The 26,892-nt window shown below is 71.1% G+C and carries 32 protein-coding genes and 1 tRNA gene; 17 read left to right on the forward strand and 16 right to left on the reverse strand.

What is annotated here, in order from left to right:
* The first annotated feature begins 1 nt into the window (after window position 1).
* From RVR_RS21740 to RVR_RS21780, 9 genes are all read left to right on the forward strand, one after another.
* Window positions 2-655, forward strand: a complete 654-nt coding sequence (locus RVR_RS21740) for a NuoI/complex I 23 kDa subunit family protein (RefSeq protein WP_202235445.1) — start codon at window positions 2-4, stop codon at window positions 653-655.
* Window positions 655-1,320, forward strand: coding sequence for an NADH-quinone oxidoreductase subunit J family protein (locus RVR_RS21745; RefSeq protein ID WP_202238903.1), 666 nt, complete (start codon window positions 655-657; stop codon window positions 1,318-1,320). Before RVR_RS21740 ends, RVR_RS21745 begins: the two co-directional genes overlap by 1 nt.
* The gene (gene nuoK / locus RVR_RS21750) at window positions 1,320-1,727 is read left to right on the forward strand and encodes an NADH-quinone oxidoreductase subunit NuoK (RefSeq protein ID WP_202235446.1); all 408 of its coding nucleotides are present in this window, start codon (window positions 1,320-1,322) and stop codon (window positions 1,725-1,727) included. The genes RVR_RS21745 and nuoK overlap by 1 nt, the downstream gene beginning before the upstream one ends.
* Window positions 1,724-3,748: an NADH-quinone oxidoreductase subunit 5 family protein gene (locus tag RVR_RS21755; protein WP_202235447.1), complete on the forward strand. Its 2,025-nt coding sequence runs from the start codon at window positions 1,724-1,726 to the stop codon at window positions 3,746-3,748. Before nuoK ends, RVR_RS21755 begins: the two co-directional genes overlap by 4 nt.
* A 7-nt stretch (window positions 3,749-3,755) precedes the next feature.
* Entirely contained in the window at window positions 3,756-5,321 is a 1,566-nt protein-coding gene (locus RVR_RS21760; RefSeq protein ID WP_202235448.1) for a complex I subunit 4 family protein, read from the forward strand.
* Complete coding sequence (locus RVR_RS21765; RefSeq protein ID WP_202235449.1) at window positions 5,321-7,045, forward strand: NADH-quinone oxidoreductase subunit N; 1,725 nt, start codon at window positions 5,321-5,323, stop codon at window positions 7,043-7,045. The genes RVR_RS21760 and RVR_RS21765 overlap by 1 nt, the downstream gene beginning before the upstream one ends.
* A gap of 197 nt (window positions 7,046-7,242) precedes the next feature.
* Complete coding sequence (gene htpX / locus RVR_RS21770) at window positions 7,243-8,103, forward strand: zinc metalloprotease HtpX (RefSeq protein WP_202235450.1); 861 nt, start codon at window positions 7,243-7,245, stop codon at window positions 8,101-8,103.
* On the forward strand, window positions 8,100-8,492 hold the full coding sequence (locus RVR_RS21775) for a YccF domain-containing protein (RefSeq protein WP_202235451.1): 393 nt from the start codon (window positions 8,100-8,102) through the stop codon (window positions 8,490-8,492). The genes htpX and RVR_RS21775 overlap by 4 nt, the downstream gene beginning before the upstream one ends.
* Window positions 8,493-8,735: 243 nt before the next feature.
* Window positions 8,736-9,290, forward strand: coding sequence for a peroxiredoxin (locus tag RVR_RS21780; RefSeq protein ID WP_202235452.1), 555 nt, complete (start codon window positions 8,736-8,738; stop codon window positions 9,288-9,290).
* 128 nt (window positions 9,291-9,418) lie between these two features.
* Here RVR_RS21780 and RVR_RS21785 read toward each other — a convergent pair whose 3' ends face one another.
* The gene (locus RVR_RS21785; protein WP_202235453.1) at window positions 9,419-9,907 is read right to left on the reverse strand and encodes a YajQ family cyclic di-GMP-binding protein; all 489 of its coding nucleotides are present in this window, start codon (window positions 9,905-9,907) and stop codon (window positions 9,419-9,421) included.
* Between the two features lie 210 nt (window positions 9,908-10,117).
* Here RVR_RS21785 and RVR_RS21790 point away from each other — a divergent pair.
* Window positions 10,118-10,199, forward strand: a tRNA-Tyr gene (locus tag RVR_RS21790).
* 183 nt (window positions 10,200-10,382) lie between these two features.
* On the opposite strand, the gene RVR_RS21795 is transcribed toward RVR_RS21790, so the two are convergent.
* The 12 genes from RVR_RS21795 to RVR_RS21850 all read right to left on the reverse strand — a co-directional run bounded on the left by RVR_RS21795 (window position 10,383) and on the right by RVR_RS21850 (window position 18,277).
* Window positions 10,383-11,756 carry a tyrosine-type recombinase/integrase gene (locus RVR_RS21795; protein ID WP_202235454.1) on the reverse strand — a complete coding sequence of 458 codons (1,374 nt, stop codon included), beginning with the start codon at window positions 11,754-11,756 and terminating at the stop codon, window positions 10,383-10,385.
* Complete coding sequence (locus RVR_RS21800) at window positions 11,753-11,965, reverse strand: helix-turn-helix transcriptional regulator (RefSeq protein ID WP_237404891.1); 213 nt, start codon at window positions 11,963-11,965, stop codon at window positions 11,753-11,755. The genes RVR_RS21795 and RVR_RS21800 overlap by 4 nt, the downstream gene beginning before the upstream one ends.
* Window position 11,966: 1 nt before the next feature.
* Entirely contained in the window at window positions 11,967-12,329 is a 363-nt protein-coding gene (locus tag RVR_RS21805) for a hypothetical protein (protein ID WP_202235455.1), read from the reverse strand.
* An 88-nt stretch (window positions 12,330-12,417) separates the two neighbouring features.
* Window positions 12,418-12,720: a DUF6303 family protein gene (locus RVR_RS21810; protein WP_202235456.1), complete on the reverse strand. Its 303-nt coding sequence runs from the start codon at window positions 12,718-12,720 to the stop codon at window positions 12,418-12,420.
* A gap of 39 nt (window positions 12,721-12,759) precedes the next feature.
* A complete protein-coding gene (locus RVR_RS38655) occupies window positions 12,760-13,380 on the reverse strand; it encodes a hypothetical protein (protein ID WP_202235457.1) in 621 nt (206 codons plus the stop codon).
* Between the two features lie 91 nt (window positions 13,381-13,471).
* Window positions 13,472-13,705 (reverse strand): hypothetical protein, encoded by a 234-nt coding sequence (locus RVR_RS21820; protein WP_202235458.1) that lies wholly within the window; start codon window positions 13,703-13,705, stop codon window positions 13,472-13,474.
* 17 nt (window positions 13,706-13,722) lie between these two features.
* Window positions 13,723-13,917: a hypothetical protein gene (locus RVR_RS21825; protein WP_202235459.1), complete on the reverse strand. Its 195-nt coding sequence runs from the start codon at window positions 13,915-13,917 to the stop codon at window positions 13,723-13,725.
* A 33-nt stretch (window positions 13,918-13,950) separates the two neighbouring features.
* Window positions 13,951-14,169, reverse strand: coding sequence for a hypothetical protein (locus tag RVR_RS21830; protein WP_346731466.1), 219 nt, complete (start codon window positions 14,167-14,169; stop codon window positions 13,951-13,953).
* A 245-nt stretch (window positions 14,170-14,414) separates the two neighbouring features.
* Entirely contained in the window at window positions 14,415-16,463 is a 2,049-nt protein-coding gene (locus tag RVR_RS21835) for a cell division protein FtsK (RefSeq protein WP_430393244.1), read from the reverse strand.
* A gap of 129 nt (window positions 16,464-16,592) precedes the next feature.
* On the reverse strand, window positions 16,593-17,732 hold the full coding sequence (locus tag RVR_RS21840; RefSeq protein WP_430393161.1) for a hypothetical protein: 1,140 nt from the start codon (window positions 17,730-17,732) through the stop codon (window positions 16,593-16,595).
* Window positions 17,729-17,869 carry a hypothetical protein gene (locus tag RVR_RS21845; protein ID WP_202235462.1) on the reverse strand — a complete coding sequence of 47 codons (141 nt, stop codon included), beginning with the start codon at window positions 17,867-17,869 and terminating at the stop codon, window positions 17,729-17,731. The genes RVR_RS21840 and RVR_RS21845 overlap by 4 nt, the downstream gene beginning before the upstream one ends.
* Before the next feature lie 177 nt (window positions 17,870-18,046).
* A complete protein-coding gene (locus tag RVR_RS21850) occupies window positions 18,047-18,277 on the reverse strand; it encodes a hypothetical protein (protein WP_202235463.1) in 231 nt (76 codons plus the stop codon).
* 480 nt (window positions 18,278-18,757) lie between these two features.
* On the opposite strand from RVR_RS21850, the gene RVR_RS21855 reads away from it, so the two are divergent.
* Together RVR_RS21855 and RVR_RS21860 are read left to right on the forward strand one after the other, a co-directional pair.
* On the forward strand, window positions 18,758-19,546 hold the full coding sequence (locus RVR_RS21855) for a GntR family transcriptional regulator (RefSeq protein ID WP_202238907.1): 789 nt from the start codon (window positions 18,758-18,760) through the stop codon (window positions 19,544-19,546).
* On the forward strand, window positions 19,543-20,313 hold the full coding sequence (locus tag RVR_RS21860; RefSeq protein WP_202235464.1) for a glycosyltransferase family 2 protein: 771 nt from the start codon (window positions 19,543-19,545) through the stop codon (window positions 20,311-20,313). Before RVR_RS21855 ends, RVR_RS21860 begins: the two co-directional genes overlap by 4 nt.
* 279 nt (window positions 20,314-20,592) lie before the next feature.
* Here RVR_RS21860 and RVR_RS21865 read toward each other — a convergent pair whose 3' ends face one another.
* Complete coding sequence (locus RVR_RS21865; RefSeq protein ID WP_202235465.1) at window positions 20,593-21,219, reverse strand: hypothetical protein; 627 nt, start codon at window positions 21,217-21,219, stop codon at window positions 20,593-20,595.
* 168 nt (window positions 21,220-21,387) lie between these two features.
* On the reverse strand, window positions 21,388-22,143 hold the full coding sequence (locus tag RVR_RS21870; protein WP_202235466.1) for a GntR family transcriptional regulator: 756 nt from the start codon (window positions 22,141-22,143) through the stop codon (window positions 21,388-21,390).
* 624 nt (window positions 22,144-22,767) lie between these two features.
* Between RVR_RS21870 and RVR_RS21875 the strand changes: the two genes are divergently transcribed.
* The 5 genes from RVR_RS21875 (at window position 22,768) to RVR_RS21895 (ending at window position 25,812) form a co-directional block, all read left to right on the forward strand.
* Complete coding sequence (locus RVR_RS21875) at window positions 22,768-23,496, forward strand: GntR family transcriptional regulator (RefSeq protein WP_202235467.1); 729 nt, start codon at window positions 22,768-22,770, stop codon at window positions 23,494-23,496.
* Window positions 23,496-23,867: a hypothetical protein gene (locus tag RVR_RS21880; RefSeq protein WP_237404892.1), complete on the forward strand. Its 372-nt coding sequence runs from the start codon at window positions 23,496-23,498 to the stop codon at window positions 23,865-23,867. Before RVR_RS21875 ends, RVR_RS21880 begins: the two co-directional genes overlap by 1 nt.
* An 81-nt stretch (window positions 23,868-23,948) precedes the next feature.
* Window positions 23,949-24,455: a DUF6907 domain-containing protein gene (locus RVR_RS21885; protein ID WP_202235468.1), complete on the forward strand. Its 507-nt coding sequence runs from the start codon at window positions 23,949-23,951 to the stop codon at window positions 24,453-24,455.
* The gene (locus RVR_RS21890) at window positions 24,452-24,823 is read left to right on the forward strand and encodes a helix-turn-helix domain-containing protein (protein WP_237404893.1); all 372 of its coding nucleotides are present in this window, start codon (window positions 24,452-24,454) and stop codon (window positions 24,821-24,823) included. Before RVR_RS21885 ends, RVR_RS21890 begins: the two co-directional genes overlap by 4 nt.
* Before the next feature lie 74 nt (window positions 24,824-24,897).
* Entirely contained in the window at window positions 24,898-25,812 is a 915-nt protein-coding gene (locus RVR_RS21895; RefSeq protein WP_202235469.1) for a helix-turn-helix domain-containing protein, read from the forward strand.
* Window positions 25,813-25,840: 28 nt separating this feature from the next.
* Here RVR_RS21895 and RVR_RS21900 read toward each other — a convergent pair whose 3' ends face one another.
* Window positions 25,841-26,764 carry an FkbM family methyltransferase gene (locus RVR_RS21900; protein WP_202235470.1) on the reverse strand — a complete coding sequence of 308 codons (924 nt, stop codon included), beginning with the start codon at window positions 26,762-26,764 and terminating at the stop codon, window positions 25,841-25,843.
* Window positions 26,765-26,892: the final 128 nt, after the last annotated feature.

Consider the following 26,892-nt stretch of genomic DNA (forward strand, 5'->3'; position numbering starts at 1 on the left):
CATGCCGATTCCCGGCTCCGGTCTGGCCAAGGGCCTGGCCGTCACCCTGCGCACGATGACGAAGAAGACCGTCACCGCCCGCTACCCCGACGTGCAACCCGAACTCCCCCCGCGCAGCCGCGGCGTGATCGCGCTGTTCGAGGAGAACTGCACGGTGTGCATGCTGTGCGCCCGTGAGTGCCCCGACTGGTGCATCTACATCGACTCGCACAAGGAGACGACGCCGCCCGCCGCGCCCGGCGGACGCGAGCGCAGCCGCAACGTGCTGGACCGCTTCGCGATCGACTTCGCGCTGTGCATGTACTGCGGGATCTGCATCGAGGTCTGCCCGTTCGACGCGCTGTTCTGGTCCCCGGAGTTCGAGTACGCGGAGACCGACATCCTCGACCTGACCCACGAGCGCGACAAGTTGCGCGAGTGGATGTGGACGGTGCCCGCGCCGCCGCCGCTGGACCCGGCGGCGGAGGAGCCCAAGGAGGTCGCGGCCGCGCACAAGGCGGCCGAGAAGGCGGCCCAGGCGGCGCAGGCCGCCCGGGAGGCGGAGGCCGCGCAGACCGACGGTGGCGGGCAGGCCGACGGTGGCCCGCAGACCGACGGTGGCGCGCGGGCCGACGGCGGCGGGTCGTCCGAGCGGCCGGGGGAGGGCGAGGCGTGATGCACGGCAGCGTCGCCGGCCACAACGGCTTCCTCTCACCCACCGGTGTCGAGATCACCTTCCTGCTGGTCGGGCTCGCCACCCTCGGCGCGGCCCTGATCACCGTCACCACCCGCCAACTGGTGCACGCGGCGCTGTGGCTGGTGGTCGCGCTCGGCGGGATCGCGGTGGAGTACCTGCTGCTGACCGCCGAGTTCATCGCCTGGGTGCAGGTGCTGATCTACGTCGGCTCGGTCGTCGTCCTCCTGCTGTTCGGGCTGATGCTCACCAAGGCGCCGATCGGCCACTCGCCCGACGCCGACTCCGAGAACCGCTGGGTCGCCCTCGCGGTGGCCGTCGCGGCCGCGGCCACCCTCGTGTGGGTGGTGGTCGACGCCTTCCGCAGCACCTGGATCGACGTGCACCGCACCGCCGGGGCCGGCTCCACCAAGGTCACCGGCAGCAGCCTCTTCCGGTTCTGGGTGCTGCCGTTCGAGGCGCTGTCGGTGCTGCTGCTGGCCGCGCTGGTCGGCGCGATCGTGCTGTCGCGGCGCAGGACCGACGCCGAGCCCGCCGGCGCCGGTCCTGCGCCCCGCCCCGCCGCGTCCGGCTCCGGCGGCCGTACCGCGTCCGGCGGCCGTACCGCGTCCGGCGGCCGCGCCGCCCCGAACGGCAAGGACCGCTGATGCACCTCGTCTACCCCGCCGTCCTGGCCGCCCTGCTGTTCTGCGTCGGCCTGTACGGGGTGCTCGCCCGGCGCAACGCGATCCTCGTCCTGATGTCCGTCGAGCTGATGCTCAACGCCGTCAACCTCAACCTCGTCGCCTTCGACACCTGGCTCGACGACCGCCTGCACACCGGGCAGGCCCTCACCCTGTTCACCATCACCATCGCCGCCGCGGAGATCGGGCTCGGCCTGGCGATCGTGCTGCTGGTCCACCGCAACCGCGGCACCGCCGACATCGACCGCCTCACCGACCTGGCCGACCCCGGACAGCCGCTCGGCGCGGCCGGCCCGCCGGACGGCGACCTCCCGGCCCCGGGCCCGGCCGCCGCCTCCGGCCACGACGAGAAGGCAGAGGCCACCGCGTGACCCTGACCGCCCTTGCCGCGCTCGTCCCCGCACTGCCCTTCCTGGGCGCGGCCGCCGGGCTCCTGCTCGGCCGCAGCGCACCCGGCTTCGTACGCCCGCTGGCGGTGCTGCCCACCGCGGTGTCCTTCGTGCTGGCGATCGTCGTCGCCGCCCGGCAGGGCACCGGGCGGGCCACCGACGCCGCGCACCGGCTGACCGCCACCGGCTCGGTGCCGATCGACCTCTCGCTGCACCTGGACGGCTTCTCCGTCCTGATCGCGCTGCTCGTCGGGCTGGTCGCCACCTGCGTGCAGGTCTACTCCGTGTCCTACCTGCGCGACGACCCGCGCTACCCCTCCTACGCGGCCCTGGTCTCGCTGTTCACCTCCGCGATGCTGCTCGTCGTCTACTCCGGCGACCTGATGGTGCTGCTGGTCGGCTGGGAGGTCATGGGCATCTGCTCCTACTTCCTGGTCGGCCACTACTGGGAGACCGAGGCGGCCCGCTCCGCGTCGATCAAGGCGTTCCTGGTCACCAAGCTCGGCGACGTGCCGTTCCTGATCGGCGTGTTCGCGCTGGCCGCGGACGCCGGCACCTTCCGGATCAGCGGCATCCTCACCGCCGCCGCCGACGGGCGGCTGCACCACCCGACGGTGGTGGCCCTGCTGCTGCTCGCCGGTGTGGCCGGCAAGTCCGCGCAGTTCCCGCTGCACACCTGGCTGCCCGACGCGATGGCCGGCCCCACGCCGGTGTCCGCGCTGATCCACGCGGCGACCATGGTGGCCGCCGGCATCTACCTGGTGGCCCGGCTGCTGCCGGTGTTCACCGCGTCCGCCGCCGCGCTCGCGGTGCTGGCCGCGATGGCCGCGGTCACCATGGTCGGCTCGGGACTGGCCGCGCTCGCGCAGGACGACATCAAGCGCGTGCTCGCCTACTCCACCATCGGCCAACTCGGCTACATGGCGGGTGCGCTGGCCGTCGGCGACCGCGACGCGGCCGTCTTCCACCTCCTGTCGCACGCCGCGTTCAAGGCGCTGCTCTTCCTGGGCGCGGGCGTGGTGATCCACGCGGCCGGCACCAACTCGCTGACCGCGATGTCCCGGATGGGCTCGCTGCGCCGGCGGGTCCCCGACGCGATGTGGACGATGGGGCTCGCGCTGGCCGCGCTGGCCGCGCTGCCGCCGCTGTCCGGCTTCTTCTCCAAGGAATCGGTCCTGCGTGCCGCAGAGCACGCCTCCGCCGGCGACACCGCGCACGTGCCGTCGGCGGTCGGCTGGACGGTGCTGGTGGCCGGACTGGCCACGGCCGTCCTCACCGGCGCCTACGCGACCCGCCTGTTCCTCCTCGCCTTCCTCGGCACCGGCCCGCAGGTCGCCGACCACGGCCGGCAGCCCCTGCCGATGACCACGGTGCTGTGGGTGCTCGCCGTCCCCACCGTCGCCTTCGGCGGGCTCACCTACCGCGAACTGCCCGACTGGTTCGGCGGTACCCCGCTCGGCCCGACCCTGCTCACCGCGCTCCTCGGCACCGGCCTGGCCCTGGCGGGCGTACTGGTCTCCTACGGTGCCTGGCGGGCGGTCGCCCCCACCCGCCGGGCCGTGCCGATCGGCGCGGTCGTCGCCGAGCCGCCGGGCACCGGCACCGCGCTCGCCGACCACCTCGACGCGGACTCCGAACCCGCCCTGATCGAGGCCGAGGCCGAGGAGGACCACGACAAGGTCTACGGCGACGTCGCCGCCGCGCACGACCCCGGCGACCCCGGGCGGCTGCTGCTCGGCCCGCTGCACACCGCCGCCGCGCACGGCTTCCGCCTCGACGCCCTCTACACGGCGCTCTTCGTCCGTCCGGTGCTCGCCGCGGCCGCGCTGGTCCGCTTCCTGGACCGGGACGTCGTGGAGACCTGGGTACGCGGCGCCGCGGGCACCCCGAACCTGCTGGGCGCGGCCGTCCGCAAGGCCCAGACCGGAAACGTCCAGACCTACCTCAGCGCGCTGCTGGCCGGTGCGGTCGTCCTCGCCGTCCTCGTCGCCGTCGGAGGCTGAGCCCGAAGTGAACGACACCGCCCTTCAGTACGTCCTCGCGGCGATCCTCGTCCTGCCGCTGCTCGGCGCGGTCGGCGCCCTGCTGCCGGCCCCGCCCGGCCTGCGCGGACGCGGCCCCGACCAGGCGGTGCTGCGGCACGGCGTGACCGTCACCGGCGCGGTGCTGGTCCTCGCGGTGGTGCTCGCCGCCGGCTTCGACCACGACCACCCCGCCAGGATGCAGGCCACCACCGACCTGGACTGGATCCCCGCGCTGCGCATCCACCTCCACCTCGGGGTGGACGGCATCTCGCTGCCCCTGCTGGTGCTGACCGCGCTGCTGACCTTCCTGTGCGCGCTGTACTCGTACTTCAGGATGCCGGACGGGCCCCGGCCGCGGGCCTTCGTCGCGCTGCTGCTGCTGCTGGAGGGCGGCACGCTGGCCAGCTTCGCCGTCCTGGACCTGATCCTGTTCTTCCTCGCCTTCGAGACCGTCCTGGTCCCGATGTACTTCCTCATCTCGCGCTGGGGCGGCGCCGACCGCGAACGCTCCGCACTGCGCTTCATCGTCTACACCCTCCTCGGCTCCGTGATCATGCTGCTCGGCCTGCTCCTCATCGGGGTGAAGGCGGGCACCTTCGACATGGTGGCACTCGCCACCGACAACGGGTCACACCTCGGTCACACCACGCAACTGGTCGCGGTCCTGGCGATCGGCCTCGGGCTCGCGGTGAAGGCGCCGATGTGGCCGCTGCACAGCTGGCTGCCCGACGCGCACACCGCCGCGCCCACGGTCGGCTCGGTGCTGCTCGCCGGGGTGCTGCTCAAGATGGGCACCTACGGCCTGGTCCGGGTGGTGCTGCCGATCGCGCCCGGCGGGATGCACACGTTCGCGCCGTACCTGGCGGCCTTCGCGGTCGTCGGCATCGTCTACGGCTCGCTCGCGTGCCTCGCGCTGGCCCGGCAGGGCAACGGCGGCGACCTCAAACGGCTCATCGCCTACTCCTCGGTCGGCCACATGGGCTTCGTGCTGCTCGGCATCGCCTCCATGACCCGCACCGGCGTCAACGGAGCCCTGTTCGCCAACGTCGCCCACGGCCTCATCACCGGCCTGCTCTTCTTCCTCGTCGGCGCCCTGAAGGACCGCTACGGCACCAGCGACCTGGACCGGCTGGCCGGACAGGGCGGCGCCGCCCTCTACGGGCGGGCGCCACGGCTCGGCGGGCTGCTGGCCTTCGGCGCCGTCGCCTCGCTCGGCCTGCCCGGGCTCGCCGGGTTCTGGGGGGAGATGCTGGCGATGTTCGGCGCGTTCGAACCCGGCGCCGGGCTCAGCCGCCCGGCCTACGTCACCTTCACCGCGATCGCCGCCTTCGGCACCCTGCTGACGGCCGCCTACCTGCTGTCCGTGGTCCGCCGGATCTGCATGGGCGACCGCGGCACCGCGCGGGCCGAGCCGGCCCTCGCCGACGTGCGCGGCTACGAGTTCGCCGCGTGGACACCGCTCGCCGCCCTCACCGTGCTGGCCGGGCTGTGGCCCGCGCTGCTGCTCGGCCTCACCGATCCGGCCGTACGCTCCCTGCTCGGAGGAAGCTGATGACCTCCCTCGGCGCGATCCCCGCCGCGCTCCCGGGTGCGATCGCCACCGCCGGCCCCGCCCACGGCACCGGCGCCGCCCACGCGCTGGGCCACGGGCCCGGGCTCGCGCTGGCGTCGCCGCTGACGGAGTCCGTCGACTGGACCGCGATCGCCCCGGCCGCCGTCCCGGCCGCCCTGGCCGTGCTGCTCCTGGTCGCCGACCTGTTCCTGCCGCCGCTGCGCAAGCGGTTCCTGGCCTGGGGGGCCGTGGCCGGGCTCGCGCTGGCGCTGCTCGCGCTGATCCCGCTGCGGGCCGGTCACCACGCCACCTTCTGCAGCACCGGCGCGACCGGCGGCGGCTGCTCGTACACCGCCGACCGCTTCGCGCTGGTGGTGCAGGTGCTGGTGCTCGGCGGGGCGCTGCTGACCGCCCTGCTGTCCGCGCCCGCGGTCGAGGAGGAACTGCCGGCCGGCGAGTTCTGGTTCCTGCTGCTGGCCTCCGCGTCCGGCGCCACCCTGCTGCCCGCCTCCCGGGACCTGGCCACGCTGATCGTGGCGCTGGAGGTCACCACGCTGCCGTCGTTCGCCCTGGTCGGGCTGCGCCGCGGCGACCGGCTGGGCAGCGAGGCCGCGCTGAAGTTCTTCCTCACCTCGGTGACCGCCACCGCGGTGTCGCTGATGGGCGTCAGCTTCCTGTACGCCACCACCGGCACCCTCTACCTCGACCGGATCGGCCGGACCCTCGGCCACGAACCGGGCCAGCTCCACACCCTCGGCAAGGCCGGCGCCGCCCTCACCCTGGTCGGGTTCGCCTTCAAGCTGGCGGTGGCGCCCTTCCACTTCTGGGTGCCCGACACCTACGCGGGCGCCCCGCTGCCGGTGGCCGCCTACCTGTCGGTGGTCGGCAAGGCGGCCGGCTTCTCCGGCCTCATCCTGCTCACCACGCTCGCCCTCCACCCGTACGCCGACACCTGGGGCCCGGCGATGGGCGTGCTGGCCGCGCTGACCATGACCGTCGGCAACGTCGGCGCCCTGCGGCAGCGGCCGGACGCCGAGCGCGGCGCCGTACGGCTGCTGGCCTGGTCCTCGATCGGCCAGGCCGGCTACCTCCTGGTGCCGCTCGCCGCCGAGGCCGCCGGCCGCCCGGCCGGCTACCACGTCGGGACCACCGTGGCGTACGCCCTGATGTACGCCGTGGTGAACCTCGGCGCCTTCGCCGTCGCGGCCCTGGTCGGCCGCGGCGCGCCGCACTGCCGGCTGACGGACTTCCGCGGACTGTACGCGTCCCGCCCCGCGGCCGCCCTCGCGCTGGCGTTCTTCCTGCTCTGCCTGGCCGGGCTGCCGCCCGGGGTGATCGGACTGTTCGCGAAGGTGGCCGTCTTCTCCACGGCGGTCGACGCCCGGCACGGCTGGCTCGCGGTGATCATGGCCGTCAACGTGGCGATCGCCCTCGTGTACTACCTGCGCTGGACGGCACTGCTGTTCGGACGCGCGCCGAGCGGGAAGGAGGAGGGCATGACGGACTCGGCGGCCACCTCCGACGCCACCGGCGCGGCGCACGGTGCGGCCGACGGCGCCACCGGCGCGACGCGCGGGGCCGCCGCGGACGCGCCGGCCGGTGCGGTCGCCGCGGGCACCCCCTTCGCCCTGGCGGCGGCCATCGCCCTCGCCGCGGCGGCCGGCGTGGTGCTCTCCGGCGCCCCGCAGATCGTGCTGCGCTACGCGGAAGGGGTGCTGCTCTGAGTGCCCGCCCGCCGGCCGCGGCGGGTGGCCGGACCGGCCGGCCCGGCGGGAGCCGCAGGTGGGGGGCTCGCCGACCCGTTCCGTACGGTAGCGCTGCGTACGCACAAGGGAACCAACGGCGCCCGAGTCGCGTTGACCAGTGCAGGAGGTTTTCCTGAAGGGGGAGATCCCCCCGCCGCACACTTTGGAGGGCGCACGTGCACCGCCGGCACAACGGGCTGAAGACCGCCGTACTCCTCGGCGGCCTGTCGGCACTCATCCTGGTCATCGGTGGCTTCTTCGGCCGGACCGGGCTCATCGTGGCGCTCGTCATCGCCCTGGGCACGAACGCGTACGCGTACTGGAACAGCGACAAGCTGGCGCTGCGGGCCATGCGCGCCCGCCCGGTCAGCGAGTTCGAGGCGCCCGAGATCTACCGGATCGTGCGCGAGCTGTCGACGGCCGCCCGGCAGCCCATGCCGCGGCTGTACATATCGCCCACCGAGGCGCCGAACGCCTTCGCCACCGGCCGCAACCCGCGCAACGCGGCGGTCTGCTGCACCGAGGGCATCCTGCAGATCCTCGACGAGCGGGAGCTGCGCGGCGTGCTCGGCCACGAGCTGAGCCACGTCTACAACCGTGACATCCTGATCTCCTCGGTGGCCGGCGCGCTTGCCTCGGTCATCGTCTTCCTGGCGAACTTCGCCTGGCTGATCCCGATCGGCCGCTCCGACGACGACGACGGCCCCGGCATCCTCGGCATGCTGCTGCTGATGATCCTCGGCCCGGTGGCCGCCTCCCTGATCCAGCTTGCCGTCTCCCGCTCCCGGGAGTACGAGGCGGACGCCTCCGGCGCCCGCCTGACCGGCGACCCGCTGGCGCTCGCGTCGGCGCTGCGCAAGCTCGACGCCGGCACCAGGCAGCGCCCGCTCGCCCCCGAACCGCGGCTGGAGACGACCAGCCACCTGATGATCGCCAACCCGTTCCGGCCGGGTGACGCCTCCAAGCTGTTCTCGACGCACCCGCCGATGGCCGAGCGCATCGCGCGCCTGGAAGAGATGGCAGGTGGTAACCGATGAAGACGATCCTCAACGTGATCTGGCTCGTCCTGTGCGGGCTGTGGATGTGCCTGGGCTACTTCCTGGCCGGGCTGCTGCTGTGCATCACGATCATCGGCATCCCGTTCGGCATCGCCGCCTTCAGGATCGGCCTCTACGCCCTGTGGCCCTTCGGCTACACGACGGTCGAGCGGCGCGACGCCGGAGCCGGCTCGCTGGTCGGCAACGTGCTGTGGCTGATCCTCGCAGGCTGGTGGCTGGCGCTCGGCCACGTGGTCACCGGGATCGCGCTGTGCGTGACGATCATCGGCATCCCGTTCGGGATCGCGAACTTCAAGCTCATCCCGCTGTCGCTGATGCCGCTGGGCCGGGAGGTCGTGCCGACCGACCAGCCGTTCGCCACGCGCTGAGCGGTCCGGGCGCCTCTACCGGGCGGAGTACCCGTACCCGGGCGCAGTAGCCGTGCCCGGGCGGAGCGCCCGTACCCGGGCGGAGTGCCCGTGCCCGGGCGGAGCACCGGTATCCGGGCCGTGACCGAGCGACGAGGAGGCGCGCGTCCCCGCGACGCGCGCCTCGCCCGTTTCCGGGGGTCCTCCCGCACCCGGCCCGCGCCGCCGTACCCTCCTAGTCCAGCCGTTACCGAGGAGACCGCGATGACCCTGCAAGTCGGCGACAAGGCACCGGACTTCACCCTTCCCGACCAGTCGGGGGCGGAGGTGAGGCTCAGCGAGCGACTGCGGCACAAGACCGTCGTCCTGTACTTCTACCCGAAGGACAACACCCGCGGCTGCACCGCCGAGGCGTGCAGTTTCCGCGACGGCTACGAGAGCTTCACCGACGCCGGAGCCGAGGTGATCGGCGTCAGCTCCGACACGGTCGCGTCCCACGAGAAGTTCGCCGGGCGGTACGAACTGCCCTTCACGCTGCTCTCCGACCGCGACCGCGCGGTCCGCCGGCAGTACGGCGCCACGACGCTCGGCGTCGTCCCCGGCCGGATCACCTTCGTCATCGACCAGGGCGGCACCATCCGGCACGCGTTTTCGTCGATGATGAACGTCGGGGCGCATGTGGACGACGCGCTGGCGGTGGTGAAGAAGGTGCAGGAGGAGGCCGCGGGGGCCGCCGCGGCGGGTGCGGGCGGCGAGGGGCCGACCTCCGCCGAGGAGGCCGCCGGCGGGGACGGGGGAGAGGCCGGGAGCACGCGGTAGCGGGGCGGGAAAGCGCCGAGGCCGGCCGGGCACGCGGTGATGCGTGCCCGGCCGGCCTCGTGTCGTCCCGCGGGCGCCAAGGGGCCCGTCGGCCCCGCCGCCCGACCGACCTGTCGTCGGCCCCCGGTTCAGCGGTAGTTGACGAACTGGAGCGCGAAGTCCAGGTCCTTGCCCTTCAGCAGGGCCTGCACGGACTGGAGGTCGTCACGGCTCTTGGAGCTGACCCGCAGTTCGTCGCCCTGGACCTGCGCCTTGACGCCCTTCGGGCCCTCGTCCCGGATGATCTTCGCGACCTTCTTGGCGTTCTCCTGCGAGATGCCCTCCTCGATCGTCGCGAAGATCTTGTACTCCTTGCCGGACAGCTGCGGCTCACCCGCGTCCAGCGACTTCAGCGAGATTCCCCGCTTGACCAGCTTCGTCTCGAAGACGTCCAGGATCGCCTTCACGCGCTCCTCGGAGTTCGCCTCCAGCAGGATCTTCTCGCCCGACCACGAGATCGACGCGCCGACGTTCTTGAAGTCGTAGCGCTGCGAGATCTCCTTGGCGGCCTGGTTGAGGGCGTTGTCGACCTCCTGCCGCTCGACCTTCGAGACGATGTCGAAACTGGAGTCGGCCATCTTCAGTGGGCTCCTTGACTGTGTTCATCGGTACGTCGGTTCCCTGCACATCGGCGACGGTCCAACCCGGCACCGCCACCGGCCCAGCCTAGCCACCCGGGACCCCGGTGCCCTGATCAATCCGGTGGCGAACCACCCCTCCGCATCAGGTATCGTTTACCCCGTCGCCACGACCCCCGGCCTCCCAGGCCGGCCCGCGGCGCGTCCCATGGCGGTATGCCCGAGTGGCCAATGGGAGCGGACTGTAAATCCGTCGGCTTAGCCTACCGTGGTTCGAATCCACGTGCCGCCACACCATGAAGAGGGCCCCTCACCTGCGCTTGCGCGGGGGAGGGGCCCTCTTTGTATGTGGGGCGGGGGAGCGCCGTGTCTCGCTCAGCCCCGCCCTGAGCCGCTGTCTACCAGCTTCTCTGGACGGGGCGTGGACGGGATTCGGCGCTCCGACCTGCTGATGCGGGAGGAGCGGGTGCCCCAGTCAGGACGGTCGCTTCCGTTGGGCGAGGCGGGCGGAGATTTTGGCGTTGGCCTCGTCGTCGCCGCCCTTGAGGAACTTGGCGTAGAAGCGGAAGAGGACGGCGACACTCTGGCCGGCGCGGTGGGCGACGAGTTGGGGTTCGACGCCGGAGCTGAGCCAGGTGGAGACGGCGGCGTGGCGCAGGTCGTACGGGCGCTTGGCGAGCTTGGTCTTCAGCTCGTCGGGGGAGAGGGTGGCTTCGCGGGCGCGGCGCCAGACCTCGCCGTAGCCGCTCTCCTGGACGATGCCGCCGCGGGTGGTACGGAACACGCGTCCATCGGGCGCGCAGCCGTGGACGGTGATGTGCCAGCGGAGCAGGGCGACGAGTTCCGGTGGGATCGGTACCCAGCGGACGGCGCTGCGGGGGCGGTGCTTGAGCCCTTTCCTGTCGTGTGCCTCGCCCGAATCCGTCCACGGGCGGCCGGCCCGCGGACGGCTTTCGTGCAGCCGCATCATGCCCCAGCCCCGCCGGGGAAGCTTCAGGTCGGTACGGCTGAGGCCGACGATCTCGCCCGGGCGGGCGGCGCCGTAGTAGATGCAGCCGAAGAACGCCTTGAGGTGCCGCCCGCGCGCCCCCTGATCGGCCACCGACGCGAGCAGCGACTCGGCGAGTTCCGGGTTCGGCACGCACTCCGGATCGAGTTCCTCCTCGATCCGCTCGGGCGGCTTCCACTGAAGTGCCGGGAGAGGGTTCTCATTGAGGAGCTCCGCTTCCACTGCGAAAGCGAGGGCCTGGTGGAAGACGGCCCGCTTGCGGTGGATGACGGACGCCGCGGACGTCTTGCCGTCGAGGCGCTTCGCGCACGCGTTGAGGGCCTTGCGTACGGTCGCCGCTTCCGCAAGGGCGGACATCGGAAGGGACTTCTTGGCGAACCAGGCCAACGCCTGCTTGATGTCCTCGGGCGGCTCCGTGTCCCAGCGGTTCTTGTTGAACGCCCAGCTGTAGAGCGCCCGCCTCGCAAGCCTGGCGTCGGGCATTCCCTTCGTGTCCTTGACGAGCACGGCAGCGACCGTGGCCATGGTGTCCGCGTACCCGGTGCGTGTCTTCGCCGGGGCGTGGTCCCACTTGAGGTCCACGTAGTTCCGGGCGTGCTGGTAGAAGGAAATGTCCTTCTGCTTGCGGACCTTCGACTTGGGCATCCCGGTCTCGACGTCGAACGCCTCGCCGGCCCGCGCCGCGGTGATGAGTTCGGCTCGCCTGCTCTCCGCGAGCCCCGACGTCAGGAAGGACTCGGAGTGCGGCCGAATGCCGACCTGCCAGCGGAGCTGGTACGGCTTGCGGTACGGGCGCTTTCGGATGCCCCACACCCGAACGGTGTAACTCCACTCGGTCACGATTCCTCCATCTCACGGAGGAACGAGTCGAGTTCGCTGCGGCGTACCCGCAGGTGACCGTTCGGGAGACGGTGAACCTTCGGGCCCAGACCGCGATTGCGCCAGCGATACCAGGAAGCGCGCGTGATGCCGAGCTCGTCCAAGACGACGGTCAGCGGCAGCAACTCGTCCTTGGGCGAGCGGTGGTGGCGCCGGTAGTGGGTGGTCACGTCACACCACCTCGGTCCCAGACTTGATGAAGGGGAAGCGACTGGTCCGGATGCTGGTGTCGACGCGGGGGAAGACGGAGTAGATGCGGATGGCGGTGCCACCGATGGTGGTCGCGCATTCCAGGAATTCCCTGGTGTCGGAGGCACGGTGCGTGGCGGATTCGGTGGCCAGGTTGAGCGTTTCCCGCCAGGTCTCCCAGACGCCGGGGCTGTCGAGCTGGATGTCGACCTGGTTCGGGAACAGGTTGTGGGAGACGACGTATGCGCCGGGGAGGTGGGGGTGGAGGTCGATGAGGTGGAGCAGGGCGCGTAAGGCGTCTGCTTGCGCCGCGATGGGCGGTTGCGGGCTGGGAGGGTAGGGCATGCTGGGGGCACCTCCTGTGCCGTGTTGGCGGGGCGGGAGGCCGGAGCAGCGGGCGTCCTTGGCCGGTTGGCCGCTGCTCCGGGCCGAGTCAGGTGTCGTCGGCGGTGGGGTGGGTCGGGGCGACGGTGGTGGTGGCGACGAGCGAGACGGTGCCGTCAGGGTCGCCCTCGAAGACGGTTTCCATCCAGTCCCAGGTGTGTTCGCCGTCGAGGAGGGCGTAGCCGAGGGTGGCGAGGGCGTTGGTGCGGGCGCGGAGGGTGGGGATGCCGTCGGTGAGGGGGAAAGGGACGGTGGGCCAGCGGGCTTCGTCGGGCAGTGCGACGAAGACCTGCCATTCGGTGCCGTCGTAGGACTGGATCATGTGGGCGCGGATGGCGCGGGTGTGGGGCATGTGCTCCGTTCGTCGGGGGCCTGGGCGGGTGGCGCGGGGTCAGCTCGCGCAGAGGAAGCCGTGGGTGTCGGCGTAGTGGATGAGGTGGTGGAGGGCGCGTTCGGCGTGCTGGCCGTAGGCGTGGGCGGTGTCGGCGAGCACGGTCGACAACTCCGTCTCCACGTCGTCCTCTTCGGTGTCCTGGGCCTGTTCGCAGGCGATGAGCCGGGTGCGGAGGTCGGTGAGGTCGCGGGCGCCGGCCTGGGCGGTGAGGGAGTCGCTGAGGTCGGGGAGGTCGTCGGCGGTGAGGCGGTAGTTGCCGTTGCGGTCGCGCGGGAGTTCGGCGTGGTGCGGGTGTTCGGCGCGCAGGACGGCGGACATGGCGTTGGCGGTGCCGTGGGCGTAGCCGAGGGCCGCGTTCTCGTAGAGGCCGTGGGTGTGGTGTTCGAGCACCATGTACAGGTCGCTGAGCTGCCACAGGGCCTCGTCGTGGGGACGGACGGGCTCGGCGTTGCCGGGGACGGTGAGCAGGCCGGGGACCGGGATGATGCGGGCGGGGTCGGCGGTGCGGGCGGTGTGGCGGGCGTGCTGGTGGGCGGCGCGCAGTTCCTCGGTGGCGGCGGCGAGGGCGCGCACGCTGTCGAGGAGGCTGAGGTGCCATTCCGGGGTGGTTGCGGGCATGGGTTCCTCCGTTGGGCGGCTGGGCTGTCCGGTCCTCGGAGCGGCTCCAACGCACCTCGTCGGGGAGGAGTTGGAGCCGCACCGGGGGCCGTCAGCCCAGGGGGCCGGCGGGGCCCGGCGTGAGCCCGGCGCGTTCGAGGAGGCGGCGGAAGTCGCCGCCGACGGCGGCGAGGCGGTGCTCGATCGCCTGCCAGGACTCGGTGTCGATGGACATCAGCGCGGTGATCGCGGTGGGGCCCTGGCCGCGTTCGAGGGCGGTGAGAGCGTCGCGGAGGTCGCCGACGGCCATCAGGGAGAGCCGGGGCGTGATGTTCGGGACGCACATGATGAACTCCCTTGTGGTCATGTGTGGTTGCCGGGGATGGCGTCGCGGAGGGCGGACATGATCTGGTCGATGGACGGGGCGGCGGCGCTTCGGGCGAGGTAGAAGCCGAAGAGCAGGGCGACGACCGCGGCGCCGGCGCCGAGGGCGCGGTAGCGGATGAGCAGGGCCACGAGGGCGCCGAAGAGGACGAGCGCGGAGATGCTGAAGGCCATCTGGGTGCCTTTCTCAGGAGCGAGCTGAGGCGGTCAGCGGGTGCCTTCGCGGTGGAGCCGCGTGGCGACGTTGTAGAGGTGGCGGCCGACCCGGACGCGTTGTCCGTAGCCGCGGCAGCGACGGCACTCCCGGCCGCGGACGATCCGCCCGCGTCGGTTCTGCCGGACCTTGAAGCCGAACCCGCCGCACCTGCGGCAGACCCCGAGCGGGCTCGCGGTGCAGAGGGCGGCGTAGCAGGCGGCGGCGATCACGATGAGGGCTATAGCGGCGGCAAGCGAGGGCATGCGTAACCCCTTCCAGGGCGGAATCAGGGCGTGCGGAACGAGGGCCGCTAGGAGCTAGCGGCCTGGTCAGAGGTGGTGCGGGGCGCTAGCGGGGGTGCTAGACCTAGCGGGGCGCGGCGCTAGGCCGGTGGCCCCGGGGGCACTACGCGCAATTACGCATAAGTACGCGTAACGACGCGCACGAGCTGGTCAGCATGCCGAACTACGCGTAACTACGCGGCCGCGGTGTCACCGTCGCGCTCGGCGAGAACCTTGAGGACGTCGGCACGGCGGAGGCCCCGGCGGTTGGCGCCCTTGCCGTCGGCGGTACCCCAGACCTGGACAGTGCGCAGGCCGTACGGCTTGACGGCGGCGGCCAGTTGCTCGGCGGTCCAGCCCGAGTAGACCTCGGGGCGCAGCTCGGCGAGCCGGGTGACGATGTCCTCGCTCCACGCCTTCGCCTTGCCGGCCGGTAGCGCCGCGACAAGATCGGTGAGGAGGTCGTACGACGCCGAAGCACTCGTCTCGACTTCCTCGCCCAGAGCGTGGCCGCTCAACCGGCCTGCCCTCGCACGTAGTTCGTGGACCTGAGCCGTGAGTGCGTCGGCGGTGGGTGCGTCGACCTCGACGCAGCGCACGACGCGGGCGTCAGCACCCTCACCGACGAACCAGGCGATGCCTTTGTCCGCCCAGGCGAGGGTGTTGGCGCGGATGCCGCGCTTGTAGGAGCCCGTGCCCAGGACCATGTCGTTCTCGATCTGACCCATCACCTTGAGGCACCACCGCACGGTGGCGTTCGCCGAGATACCGGTCGGCAGCGACTTGGAGTCAGGCCGCTGCGTCGCGAGCAGCAGTGTGATGCCGAGTGCGGGGCCGCGCTTGACGAGGTCGGTGCAGTGCTCTTCGAACTCGGCGCCATGCTGGGGGTGTTCGAACCACTTCTGGCACTCGTCCACGCCGATGACGATCGGGTGCAGGCCGAGCGACTTGCGGTCGGCGAGAGGGGAGGTGACCTTCGACTCCGGGCACAGGTCTTTCGGCAGTTCCCGGATGACCCTGGCTCGCCGCCTCAACTCCGCGCGCAGCTCGCGCAGATCGGCGAGCGCGTAGGCGATGTCGTCCTCTTCCTCGCCGGCCCGGTAGCGGTGGGCGACGCGGGCGAGGGGCGAGAGGTCGCCGGTGCCCTTGAGGTCGTACGCGTGGATCTCGGCGCGCAGGTCCATGCAGGCGATCAGCAGGACCAGGCGCAGGAGGAACGTCTTGCCCATCCGGGGGACGGCTCCGATGATCCCGGAGACGTACATCAGAGTCTGGCCCACCCAGCGTCCGCGCTGGTCGGTGGCGAACGGCTGCGGCTTGAACAGGTCGACCGAACCGGCAGCCAGGAGAGGCCACTTGGACTGCCGAGCCCTGGACATGTCCTGGTCGCCAACCCACAGGCGCAGGCGCCCGGTGTGCTCGTCCGGGACCGCCTCCGGCCATACGCACCCGAGCGGACGTCGCAGCCCGCTCGCCAACTTCTCGCGGCGGTCGAGGACATCGGCGACGGTGACGCCGTAGGGGAGGTCGCCCTCCGCGAGCCATCCGGGGCCGTCGCGGGTGATGGGTGCGGTGAAAGAGAAGCCTGAACCACCCTTGCCCTGGGCCTGGTTGATCGCGGGAATGCCGAGCGCGCCAAGCGCGCGCAGCACGATGTCGCTGGTGAGCTTGGTCGCCCGCGGGATGTCCACAGCCCTGTGGATGACCGGCGCGTCCGCGGGCTGCCCGAGCCGGCCGAAGGCGAGGGTGAGCACCACTCCGGCCACGGCCAGCACCCATGCCGGGGCGAGCACGTACAGCGCGAGAGCCGTCGCTGCCCCGAAGACGGCGGCGAGTACGCCGACGACCGTGCGCCACCGCACCCGGCGGTCCCGCTGCCGTGAGAGCTTGAGGTACTCCTCGACGTCTTCACGCGTGGCCGCGGCCTGTCGCAGCGGGCCGCCTTCCGCGTCGGCGACCCACCGCAGCGATCCACCGACGAACCGTGCGGTGCCGCGCGGGGCTTGAAGGGAGAGGCGGACGGCGTACCAGGGCACGCGGACCGCGTGATACGCGCTGACGTGTCCGACGTATCCGCCCAACCACCGGGCAGAGCTACGGAGGTCTCGCCGCGAGCGCGCCCACGTCGGCACGATCGGGCGGCGCTTCACACCGTGGATGCGATCGGTGAGGCCGTGTCCGGAGCGGTCGTCGGGCTTGTCGACCAACGGCACGGCGTAGGGCGGCGGTAAGGACGTCTGCACGGGTGTGTCGTCGGGCCGGGCATGTTTCACTGGCGGTTCCTTCCTGCACGGAGGGGACGCCGGGGCCCGGCCCTACCCGCCAAAGCAGCGGCCAGGCCCCGGTGATGGGGCGGCACGAAGCGAGTGGGGTCAACGCGGCGTGTTCACCGGACGGGGGCCGCGTTCACGGTCGAGCCGTACGAACACGCTGTGGACGTAGCTCGGGGCGCGGGTGGCGCGGCGGGCGGTCTCGCGCACGGTGAGGCCGTCGGTCCAGCCGCGTTCGATGGCCGCCAGTGCATCGGCGGTGCCGAGCTTGGCGGGTGAACGTCCGGGTGAGCACGTCTCTCCTGAAGCCGGGCTCTCTGCGCGGTGTTCGGTGAACGGCGGCATCGGGAAGTGGCGAGCGTTCGCCGTCGCCTGTGTCATCTGGGCGCGCACGTGGTGAGCCGGCGCGGACGCCGTCGGGTCCGGCCGCACCGCCCACGGAGACGGCAGCGCGACCGTTGCGAGGTCGGCCGCGTGACGGCGGGCCGCAAGCTGGTCGAGCAGTTTTCCGCGCTGATCCGCGTCGGTGCCGACGGACGCCTTGGCCACGGCCACGGACAGCCGTCGCGCGATCCGCCGACCGCGCCGCTTCCCCCGCCGCACCGGACTGATCTCCGCGAGCCGGGTGGCCAGCGCCACCGCTCGTACGGTGGCGCGGTCGCGCGTGATCTGGGCGGCGTCGCGGTGCCGTTCGGCGATCCCGAGCCGGGAGAGGAGACGTTCCCGCAACTCCCTTACGAGAAGGGCTCCGAGACCGTTGGATGACGTGGCCGGCGTGCGATGCCGTAGCTCGATGCCCATGGCGAGGTGCCACAGCAGTGCTGCCAGCACCGGACCGACGAAGGCGCGTACGGTGCCGCCGATCGGGCCGGACTCGGCGTACGCGGGGATGATCTGCACTCCCGTGATCACCCAGACGAGCACGCCGGGGACCCCGGGAGCCGCGCTCGGCCCGTTCAGGTTCTGCCGGGCCAGCAACGCGGTGGCGAACAGGGCGAGTTCGGCCGCGCCGAACATGGCGGCTCGCTCGGCGGCTCCCGCCATGTCGAGGTAGTCGGCGGCGAACCGCCAAGAGGTGTCGGCGCTGTACGCCGTGCAGCCCGCCGCCGCAAGGGCGGCGACACGCACCGCCGGTGTGCCGCGCCGCAGTTGCCGGACGAGGAGCCAGGCCGCCCAGGCCGCGAGCGCTATCAGGGCGAGCGCGGCGGCCGGGCTGCGGGAGAGGCTTGCGAAGGCGTTCACGCCGCCTCCCGCACCAGGGCCGCGGCGCCGCGCAGCAGTTCGGCACCGCCGAGGCGCACGGCGTACCAGGCGTCTTGCAGGGCGAGGTCGTCGTGATCGCCCGCGTCCAGCAGTTCGGCGAGCACGTCACGTGCCACCGCCAGACGGGCAGCCCGTTCGTCCGCGGACTCATGCGCGCCGGGCGGGCCGCGGAACAGCTCCCGGAAGCATCCCGGGAGTTCTCCTAACTCCAAGTCGCTGGCACTTCCGCAGCGACGGGTGAACGTACGCATGAACGCTCCTGCTCATCTACGGAGGCGGGGCCGCTGGGCGGCTCAGACGCGGAACCGCCGCGGCGACACCAGACGCGCCGACCAGCGGACGACAGTGGTGACCGCGCTGAAGCCGCCGACACCGGCAAGGAACGCCAGCAGCCAGTCGGCGCCGACCTCGCGCGCGGAGCGGCCGGCGACGAAGGCGAAGAGCACGGCGAGGACGTATCCGGCCGCGCGAGCCGCGTTCCTTCGGGACGTGGGCGGGAACCGCAGCGCCGGCGACGAGGTCAAGCTCGCCCGGATCGGCGAGGTGCAGGTCGGACGAGACCTGGAAGGCGACGAGGGGGCCGTCGGGGTGGCTGGCGAGGCCGGCCACCGTGCCGAGGGCCTGGTCGGTGCGGTCACGGACCACGTCGCCGACTGCGAGATGCATCGGGTCCCTCCTTGGGGTGGTGGGGACCGCTCATCACGGACGAGCGGTCATGACCTCCGGCGCGGCCACCGACCGCTGGGGCGGGGCGGCGGACGTGCCGGGATCAAAAGCACTCGTTCGTTCAGGCGCTCTGTGGAGTTCTCAAGCAACGGGCGTTGCCTTAGGAACCGTTTCGCGGGCCCTCCGGACGCTCTGGACATGGCAACTCATCAAGAATTCCTGTCCTCAGGTCCTCTTTAGGAGTTCGGGAGCGACTGTGACACGTGACTCCTTAAGTCGTCAAGTCCTCTTGAGGAGTTGTATGCTGGCGCGGGCCGATGATCAGGACGGTGAGCTGCATGGCGAAGGCGTACGAACGGATCGCAGACGATCTACGTGACCGCATCCGCGCAGGTGAGCTGGCGGCGGGCGACCGATTGCCCTCCGAGACGGCGCTCGTGGAGGAGTACAACAAGAGCCTGCCGACCGTCCGCCAAGCGCTCGGGCTCCTCCAGGCCGAGGGCCTGATCGAGAAGCAGCACGGCCGCGGCAACTTCGTGCGGCAGGCCCGTACCCCCGTGTTCCGCTCGAACCTGCGGCACCAGTGGGAGAAGGACCGGGCCCGCGAGCCGGAGCAGCAGCGGAAGAAGACCGGGGCGACCGAGCACGACACTGGGCTCGAAGTGAACGACCTCGTCTTCTACGCCGTGTACGACGAGGTCGAGGCCGACGAGGAACTCGCCGCGATCTTCGGCGTCCCGGTCGGCACCACGATGGTGGAGCGGTCATACCGCACTCGGTACGAGGCGGAGGACTACCCCTTCAACCTCGTCTCCTCCTACCTCGTCCGCGACATGGTCGCCGTGAACCCGGATCTCCTGGACGCGACCAACGAGCCCTGGCCCGGCGGCACGCAGAACCAGCTCTTCACCATCGGCATCGAACTCGACCGCATCGAAGAGCGCGTCTCGGCCCGGCCCCCGACCGCCGAGGAATCCGAGGAACTCGGCCTGCCGCCCGGCACGGCCCTCATCGTGCTGGGCAAGACCTCGTACGACACCGACGGCCGCGTGGTCGAGCACTCCTACGTCCGGCTGCCGGGCGACCGCACGGAGATGACCTTCGTCACCGACCTGGGAAGGTGGTGACCGCCGTGGCGGACCGCCGGATCGACGTCATCACCGCAGTCCACGCCCCCTCGACGCCGTACCTGGCGGACGCCTACACGTCGCTGTGCGCACAGGAGTTGCCCGACGGCTGGGAGTGGCACTGGATCATCCAGGAGGACGGGTACGGCGACGCCGTACGGCCGCACGTCCCGGACGACCCGCGCGTCACCTTCCACCAGGGCCGTCCCGGCGGTCCTGGGGTCGCCCGCACCATGGCCCTCGCGTACGCCTCCGGGCCGTACGTCAAAGTCCTCGACGCGGACGACCAGTTGACCCCGGGCGCCCTCGCCCGCGACCTGGCCCTCCTGGAAGCCGACCCCGAACTCGGCTGGGCCACCTCCCGCGTCCTGGACCTTCTCCCCGACGGTTCCACCGCCGGCTTCGACGGCGACCCGGACGACGGCCCCCTCTCCCGCGGCGCCGTCGTCGACTACTGGAAGGCGAATGGCTTCCGCGCTCAGGTCCACCCGGCCACCCTCTTCGTCCGTCGCGACCTGCTCCTCGCCCTGGGCGGCTGGATGGCCCTCCCCGCCTCCGAGGACACCGGCCTCCTCCTGGCCCTGAACACCGTCTCCCCCGGCCACTTCACCCGCGAGTACGGCCTCCTCTACCGCAAGTGGCCCGGCCAGGCCACGGCCCAGCCGAGCCACACCGACGAAGCCGAGCGAGCGGCCCGCATGGCGGTGGTAGCGGCCCGCGCCGAGGCGTTGGCAGATTCCGGTTGGCGCCTGGCCGCGGCCGATTGAGTCAGAACATGCCTGCACGCCTGGGAGCACCCCGCCGTGAACAGCGGCTTTGCTCGCATCCCAAGGTTTGCCTATATCGGAAATCTTTGGCACGCGGGATTCCGTGGAAAACGCATATACTCGTCGATCGGCTGACGCTACGGACTCCGCAGAACGCTACGCTCGGGCATGGGCCCTGTAAGCGGCTACGCAGTGGTTCGCCGGAAGCGTGCGGCTACCGCCCCATGTCCGTCTCTGCCTGGGTGGACTGCTTGGCCAGACTTTCGGGAAATTTTCCGGTCACTGCGATTTCTGGATCAAGAGCTGCATTTCTTGCTGCATGAGCGTCATGGTTGCGATCTTGTCGGGATCGCCGGGGCTGTATGTCTTGACGTAGATGAACATGTCGCCCCATGAGGCTGCTATTTGAGTCACTGTTTTGTTGAACTTGCTTTTCTCTGGCGACATCGTCCCCTCCCCGGCTACGGCTGGGTCGGAGAATGCGACATTAGGGCTTTTCTCCCACTTGAAGGCGGAGGCTACGCTTTGATATTCGTAGCGAGCCTGTCCGCCGGTTGAGAACCTTACGAGCCAGATGTCGGACTCGAAACCGTCCGGAGCCATCCAGCCCCGGCAGTATGCCGATGTGAATCCATGGTGGGCGAGGAATGCCCGTTCGTAGGACTGGTAGTCTTTCTGGTAGACATGTTTGACGAAACCGGCTACGTTCATGTAGCCAGTATTCTTGGCGGGGTAGTGCATTACGCCGTTGGGATACGGGAGAACTGCGTCGGCCAGTGTAACTGCTCTGCGGGTCGCCTTTTTTCTTTGTGTATCCGTCTCGGCTGACGATTTTCTCTGCCCGGATGGGTGCGTCTGTGCAGCCCCTCCGGTGAAGAGTGCGAGTATCCCGATGAGGAGTAGCACGGATATGAGGCGATGGCGCTGATGGGGCACGCACGACTCCATCGTTATGAGGGTGGTCTCATTAGGGCTGCAGTATCGCTGATGAGGCTAGGCCGCCTCGGTCACTTTTGGAGATTTTCCGTAGGAAGCGTCGTCGGGCTGCGTTCCATTAGTTGGTTGCTGCTGAGGCTACGGGTTGACCGGGACCTCGTAGACGACTTCGCAGAGGTTCGCCGGGACCACGATGTCCGCGGTTTCGACGGGGCGACCGTCTTCCGCGTAGTACGTGCGCTGGATGTGGGTGGCGAGGGTGCCCTTCTGCACGCCGAGCAACGCGGCTTCCTCGGCGGTCACGGCTCGCGGTGAGGGTTGCTCGACTGCCCGGGTGACCGTCACGCCGATCTCGGCCATGCGGCGGACGACGCCGGCGCCGGCGTGGGGGCCACCCTCCGGGAGGACGACGAGGGTGCCCGACGTGAGGGCGTAGGGCTCCCAACTGGTCGATAGCTGCGCGGGCTTGCCGTCGGCGAGGAACTCGTAGGCGGTGCGGACGCACAAGTCGCCCTCGGCAATGCCGAGTCGGGCCGCGATGTCGGCAGGGGCCGGAACTTTGGCGTCGGTACGGCTCTCCCAACTGCCGCGCTTGCCCAGGGCCGCCATGTCGGACTGGAAAGGCGAGCTGCCGGTCTGCTCGCGGTAGAGCGAGCGGACGATGCGGAGCCGTTGGCGTGGCTCGGCCACATACGTGCCGGAGCCGGCGCGCCCTTCGAGCGCGCCCAGGGAGATCAGCAACTCCTGGGCGCGGCGGATGACGTTGTCGCCGACGCCGTACGCGGTGGCCAGCTCGGCGCGCGACGGCAGGCGGTTGCCGGGAGTCCACTCCTGGTCGGCGATGCGCTTGCGGAGTGCGTCCGCGATCCGGAGATACGGCGGCTGATCAGGCATGTGGACAATCTAGTCCACTAGCTCTAATCTAGTGAACTAGCTTCACTGAGAGTGCCTGATTGGCAACGGAGGACTGCCTTGTGCCCCGACCCGAAGCTCGCATCGCCGACATCTGTGCGCGCTTGGCCGCCGTAGGTCTGACGCCCGAGCGGACGGATCGCGGCGGCCGCGCACGGATCGAGGCGCCGGTTCCGCCGGACTTCCCGGCGGGGAGGTGGCCGGAGCTTCTGGCGGTCCTCGAAACGGCCGACCGGTTCGGCTTTGCCGACAGCACCTCGCGCGGCCGCCACTTGTGGGCGGTCGTGCGGACAGACCCGGACCGGCGCGTCACGCCCCGCCGGGAATCCCCTGAACCGTAGGAGCCGAACCGATGCCCGAACTCATCTTCCGAGCCGCCGCGTGGTTCGCGCGACAGCTCTTCCCCCCCGCAGGGCGGCACCGTCATAGTCCGCTACTGGCAGCGCGGTTGGAGGTTTCTCCGTCCTGCCCGGCCGTGAGCGCGGCGCCGGCCACCCCACGCTGGAGCGTCATCCGCGCCGAGGAGGTCGCGTGCGTCCGCCCGTACGTGCTCGCCGCGGAACGACGGCGAGGTCGGGGGCACGGCCCCGCGCTCGCGGCGGCACCGTGACCGCGCGCCACCAGGTCGTCGCCGACGACCTGCGCCGGCTGATCGCCGCGGGGGAGTACGCAGTCGGAGAGCGGCTTCCGCCGGAGACACGGCTGGCCACGCGCTACCACGTCAGTACTCCGACGCTCCGTGACGCGCTCGACGTGCTGCGGGCCGAGGGTCTGGTCGCGAAGTTCCAGGGCCGTGGCAACTTCGTCTGCCGGCCGGCGGATCGGATCGCCTTCCCCCGGGGTATGGACGCGCTCGACATCGTCGTCAGCGTCGTCGAACGCACCGCCTCCGCCGAACTCGCCGACCATCTCGGCGAGCCGTCGGACGCTCGCATCACCCAGTACGTCTGCCTGACTCATACGGACGACGGCCCGCAGGTACTCGCGCACGTCCACGTCCCACACGCGGTGTCGGGCGGCCGGGTGATCCCGTCGGGCACGTCGCCATGGGGCGACGACATCCTCAGAGGTCTCACGCACGCGTCAGCAAGGCGCAGCGGGGAGATGAGCAGCTTCGACCAGGTCACCGCCCGGTTCCCCACCGGCGCGGAAGTACAGTCACTGCGCATCACCGCCCGTACGCCGGTGCTTGCGATCCATCGGACGGTCACGGTGGGCGGTGGGCGGACAATCGCCTGCGTCCATGTCGTCCTGTCCGGTATCCGAGGTGAAGTCGCCTTCACCGGGGTCCCGGTAGGCCGTGGCACGGCAGACGGACGAGCGGGGGCGCCGTGATGCGGCTCCTGCCGTGGCAGGGCGCGGACGGGAAGCCCTGCTACCTGGACACGGACGCCGACGGCTCGTCGTTCCTCTCCAGGCTGGCGGACAACGTCGAGGCCGTACAACTCGGCCTCGGCCGCGATCTGCTGGCACGCATACGGAGATACGAGGCCGAACAGCTCCTGTCTGAAGACGACTTGCGCGTGGTCGTCACTCACCTGTGCACGGCCCTCGCCGATGTACTCCGTGTCGCGGAGAGCCGCGGCGCGCGGGTGCCGGACGCGGACGAAGACGAGGGCGGCGGCAACGCGGACGACGCCGTACGGCTCCGCCAGGCCGTCCAGTCGATCACCGGGCGCGCGTTTGTGCGGCGGGACCTGTCCTGACGCCAATTCCGCCCGTGAGCCGCGCTCTCACGCCCACACCGCCTCGCCTCACCGATTCACCGATGAAAGGAACCCGAGCCGATGACCATCGGCACCACGGATGCGGAGTTACGCGTAGCCGACCGGGCACGCGCCTGGAAGATCACCACCACCAACGGCATCAGCACCTCTGGATACCTCCCCGATTGGGCGGAGGAAGACCCCAGCGCGACCGGACTCGACCCCCGGGAACTGCACGTCACGCTGGCCGATATCGGGCATCGCAGCCCGTTCCACGGTGTGGCGTTGAATGCCTTCACCCGGGACGGCGGGACCGAGCAGGCTCACGAGATCGACGCGTTCCAGGGCGAGATCGTGTGCCACCCGTTTCCCGACGCGGACGTGCCGGACGGGGCGCTCTTGCCGACCGTCAACGTACAGCTCACGCCGGACTGCTGGCTGATCGGTCTGGGGCCGCAGCAACTCGGCGCTCTGGCGGCGAAGCTGCGCGCCCACGCCGACCTCTTGGACGGAGACGTGAGGCCCAGGCTGGTCGCAGCCCGTGAGGACTGGAGCGTTCATCACGACGTGGGGAGTCGGCGACTGTGACGGCGGACTCCGCCCGGCCGCCCGAGGTGAAACGCGCCCGCGCCGGCCCCAGGCGACTGCACCACGAACCCGAGGCGGTCGCCTGGGCGCGGGGGAAGTCCGGGTTGACCAAGCGGGCACTGGCCGGTCTGGTCGGGATCTCCGAGCAGTTGATGGGCGACATCGAGTCCGGTCGGCGAAACGCCACCCCGGCGAACCTCGTGAAGATCGCCGCAGCGCTGAACTGCCCGGTCGTGTTTCTGGAACGCAAGCGCAACGACGGCCCGCCCCGGCCCGAGGCCGAACCGGTACCCGGACCCGACCCTGCGCCCTCGACCACGGTCCTCCTGCCTCCCGACTCCGACCACCCGGCACCGACCGACGACTGACCGCGCCTGGCTACCGCCACTTCACACGGTGGCGGCAGCCAGGCGTGCCCGTCCCCTCCACAAGGAGTTCCGACATGGCCAACCCCGGCCGCTTCGCCACGAAGAAGCTGGACACCACGCTGTCCGCGCGGGCGCTGTACGGCGCCGAACTGCGCTACTTCCGGGAGCGGATGGACCTGACCCTCCGGGACCTGGCGGACAGGCTGCACATCGAGATGTCCTTCCTCGCCCGCATCGAGCAGGGAGAACGCCGGTTGCCCGACGAGCTGGCCGCGGTGGTGGACGAACTCCTCCACACCGGCGGCTTCTTCGAGCGCAACCTCGAAGCCGCCCGGTCCGCGCCCAGGCCCGACCGCCTCACCCCGCTCGCGGAGTGGGAATGGCTCGCCGTCGCCATTCGGGAGTGGGACGCGGCCCTCGTGCCCGGCCTGCTCCAGACGGACGCGTACGCGCAGGCCGTCGCCGACACGTACGGCCCTCTTCTCACGGACCGCACCCAACGCCACCGCTGGGAGGCGCGGTTGTCCCGTACACCCGTACTCCTGGCTCCGCACGGGCCCCGTTACACCGCTGTCCTGGGAGAGGCCGTTCTCCGCCGGCCGCTCGGCGGCCCCGTCGCCATGGCCGTGCAACTCGACCACCTCGCCGGTCTCGTCCGCAGCGAGCGCGTCACGCTCAACGTGCTGCCGTTGATCGCCACCCCTCACCCGAGCGCCATGGATGGCGCGTTGCGGGTGATGACGTTCGCCGACGAGACCCCGGCCGTCCACTTCACCAGCCACCGGACCGGCGCGTACGGCACCGAGCCGGCCACGGTCGCCCTCGCCCACCTCACGTACGACCTGCTGTCGTCGGCGGCCCTGCCTGCGGACGTGTCGCTCGACCTCATCGAGGCCGCGGCCGAGGGGTACCGGGCTGAGGGCGGCACCCGGGAACGGCCGAGTCGGCGTACGGAGAAGCACCCCGGCGTCGTACGCACCGCTCCGTGAGAGCGGAGGCCGCGCGTCAACTCCCTTCTCAGGGAAGGGTTTCCGCGTCGACCCGGGAGAAGACGAGGTCGCTCTCGTCCGTCACCGGGCCGCGCCAGCGGATCGGTACGGCGGACGTGCCGTCGAGCGCTGTCGGGTAGGAAGAGGCGGCGTACTCGTTGGCGAGCCGGTAGACGTGGAAGCCGGCGCCGCGCATCGTGTCGAGCAGCTCCTCGACGGAGTCGCCGAGTTGCTCCATGCGCTCGGGGGTGACCTCGACGGTGACCTCGGCGTCGGGCCGTAGGCGTTCGAGCATGGGCGCCATGCCCCGTACGACGCTGCCCTCGGCGCCCTCGACGTCGATCTTGACGACCCGGGCGCGGGTGATCTCGTCGTCGGTGAGGACGTCGGGGAGCGGGTGTGCGTCGATGTCGAAGACGGACTCGGTCGGGCCGTCCCAGGGGACGATGCTGTTGGCGCCCATGTTCGCCGAGCTGGCGAGGATGAACGTGAGTGTCTGGTCCTTGTCGGAGACGGCGGTGTGCACGGCGCGGATGTTCGTGCAGCCGTTGAGGCGCGCGTTCTGCTCGACCCGGTCCAGGAAGGGGCGCGACGCCTCTATGGCGACGACGTGGCCGCTGGGTCCGACGAGCTGCGACGCGATCACGCTGAAGTAGCCGATGTTCGCGCCGACGTCGATGTACGTGTCCCCCGGGCCCAGGCGGTTGCGGAGCCAGTGCGTCATGCGCGGCTCCCACGTGCCGAACAGGTACAGGTAGCGCTGGATCAGGTCCTGGGTGTCGACGGCGAAGCGCGCGCCGCTCTCCGTCTCGGTGACGCGTCGGCGCGGGGTGTCCCGCAGGTGCGGGTTCAGCCAGCGGCCGGCCAGCGAGCCCTTGCCGAGGGTGCCGGGGGCGTTGCGCACGTACCAGCGGCCCAGGGTGACCAGGGCCTCCGTGGTGGGGTTGCTCATTCGTGTTGCTCCTCCGCGCGCCGCCAGGCCACCCACCCTACGGGCGCGCGCCCGCCACCACCCAAGCCCCCGCGGGCCGGATGCCCCGGAATCGCCCCCTTGCAGCCGCCCGCCCTCCTAAAATCCTC

It is taken from the genome of Streptomyces sp. SN-593 (genome assembly GCF_016756395.1).
GTDB classification, from domain to species: domain Bacteria; phylum Actinomycetota; class Actinomycetes; order Streptomycetales; family Streptomycetaceae; genus Actinacidiphila; species Actinacidiphila reveromycinica.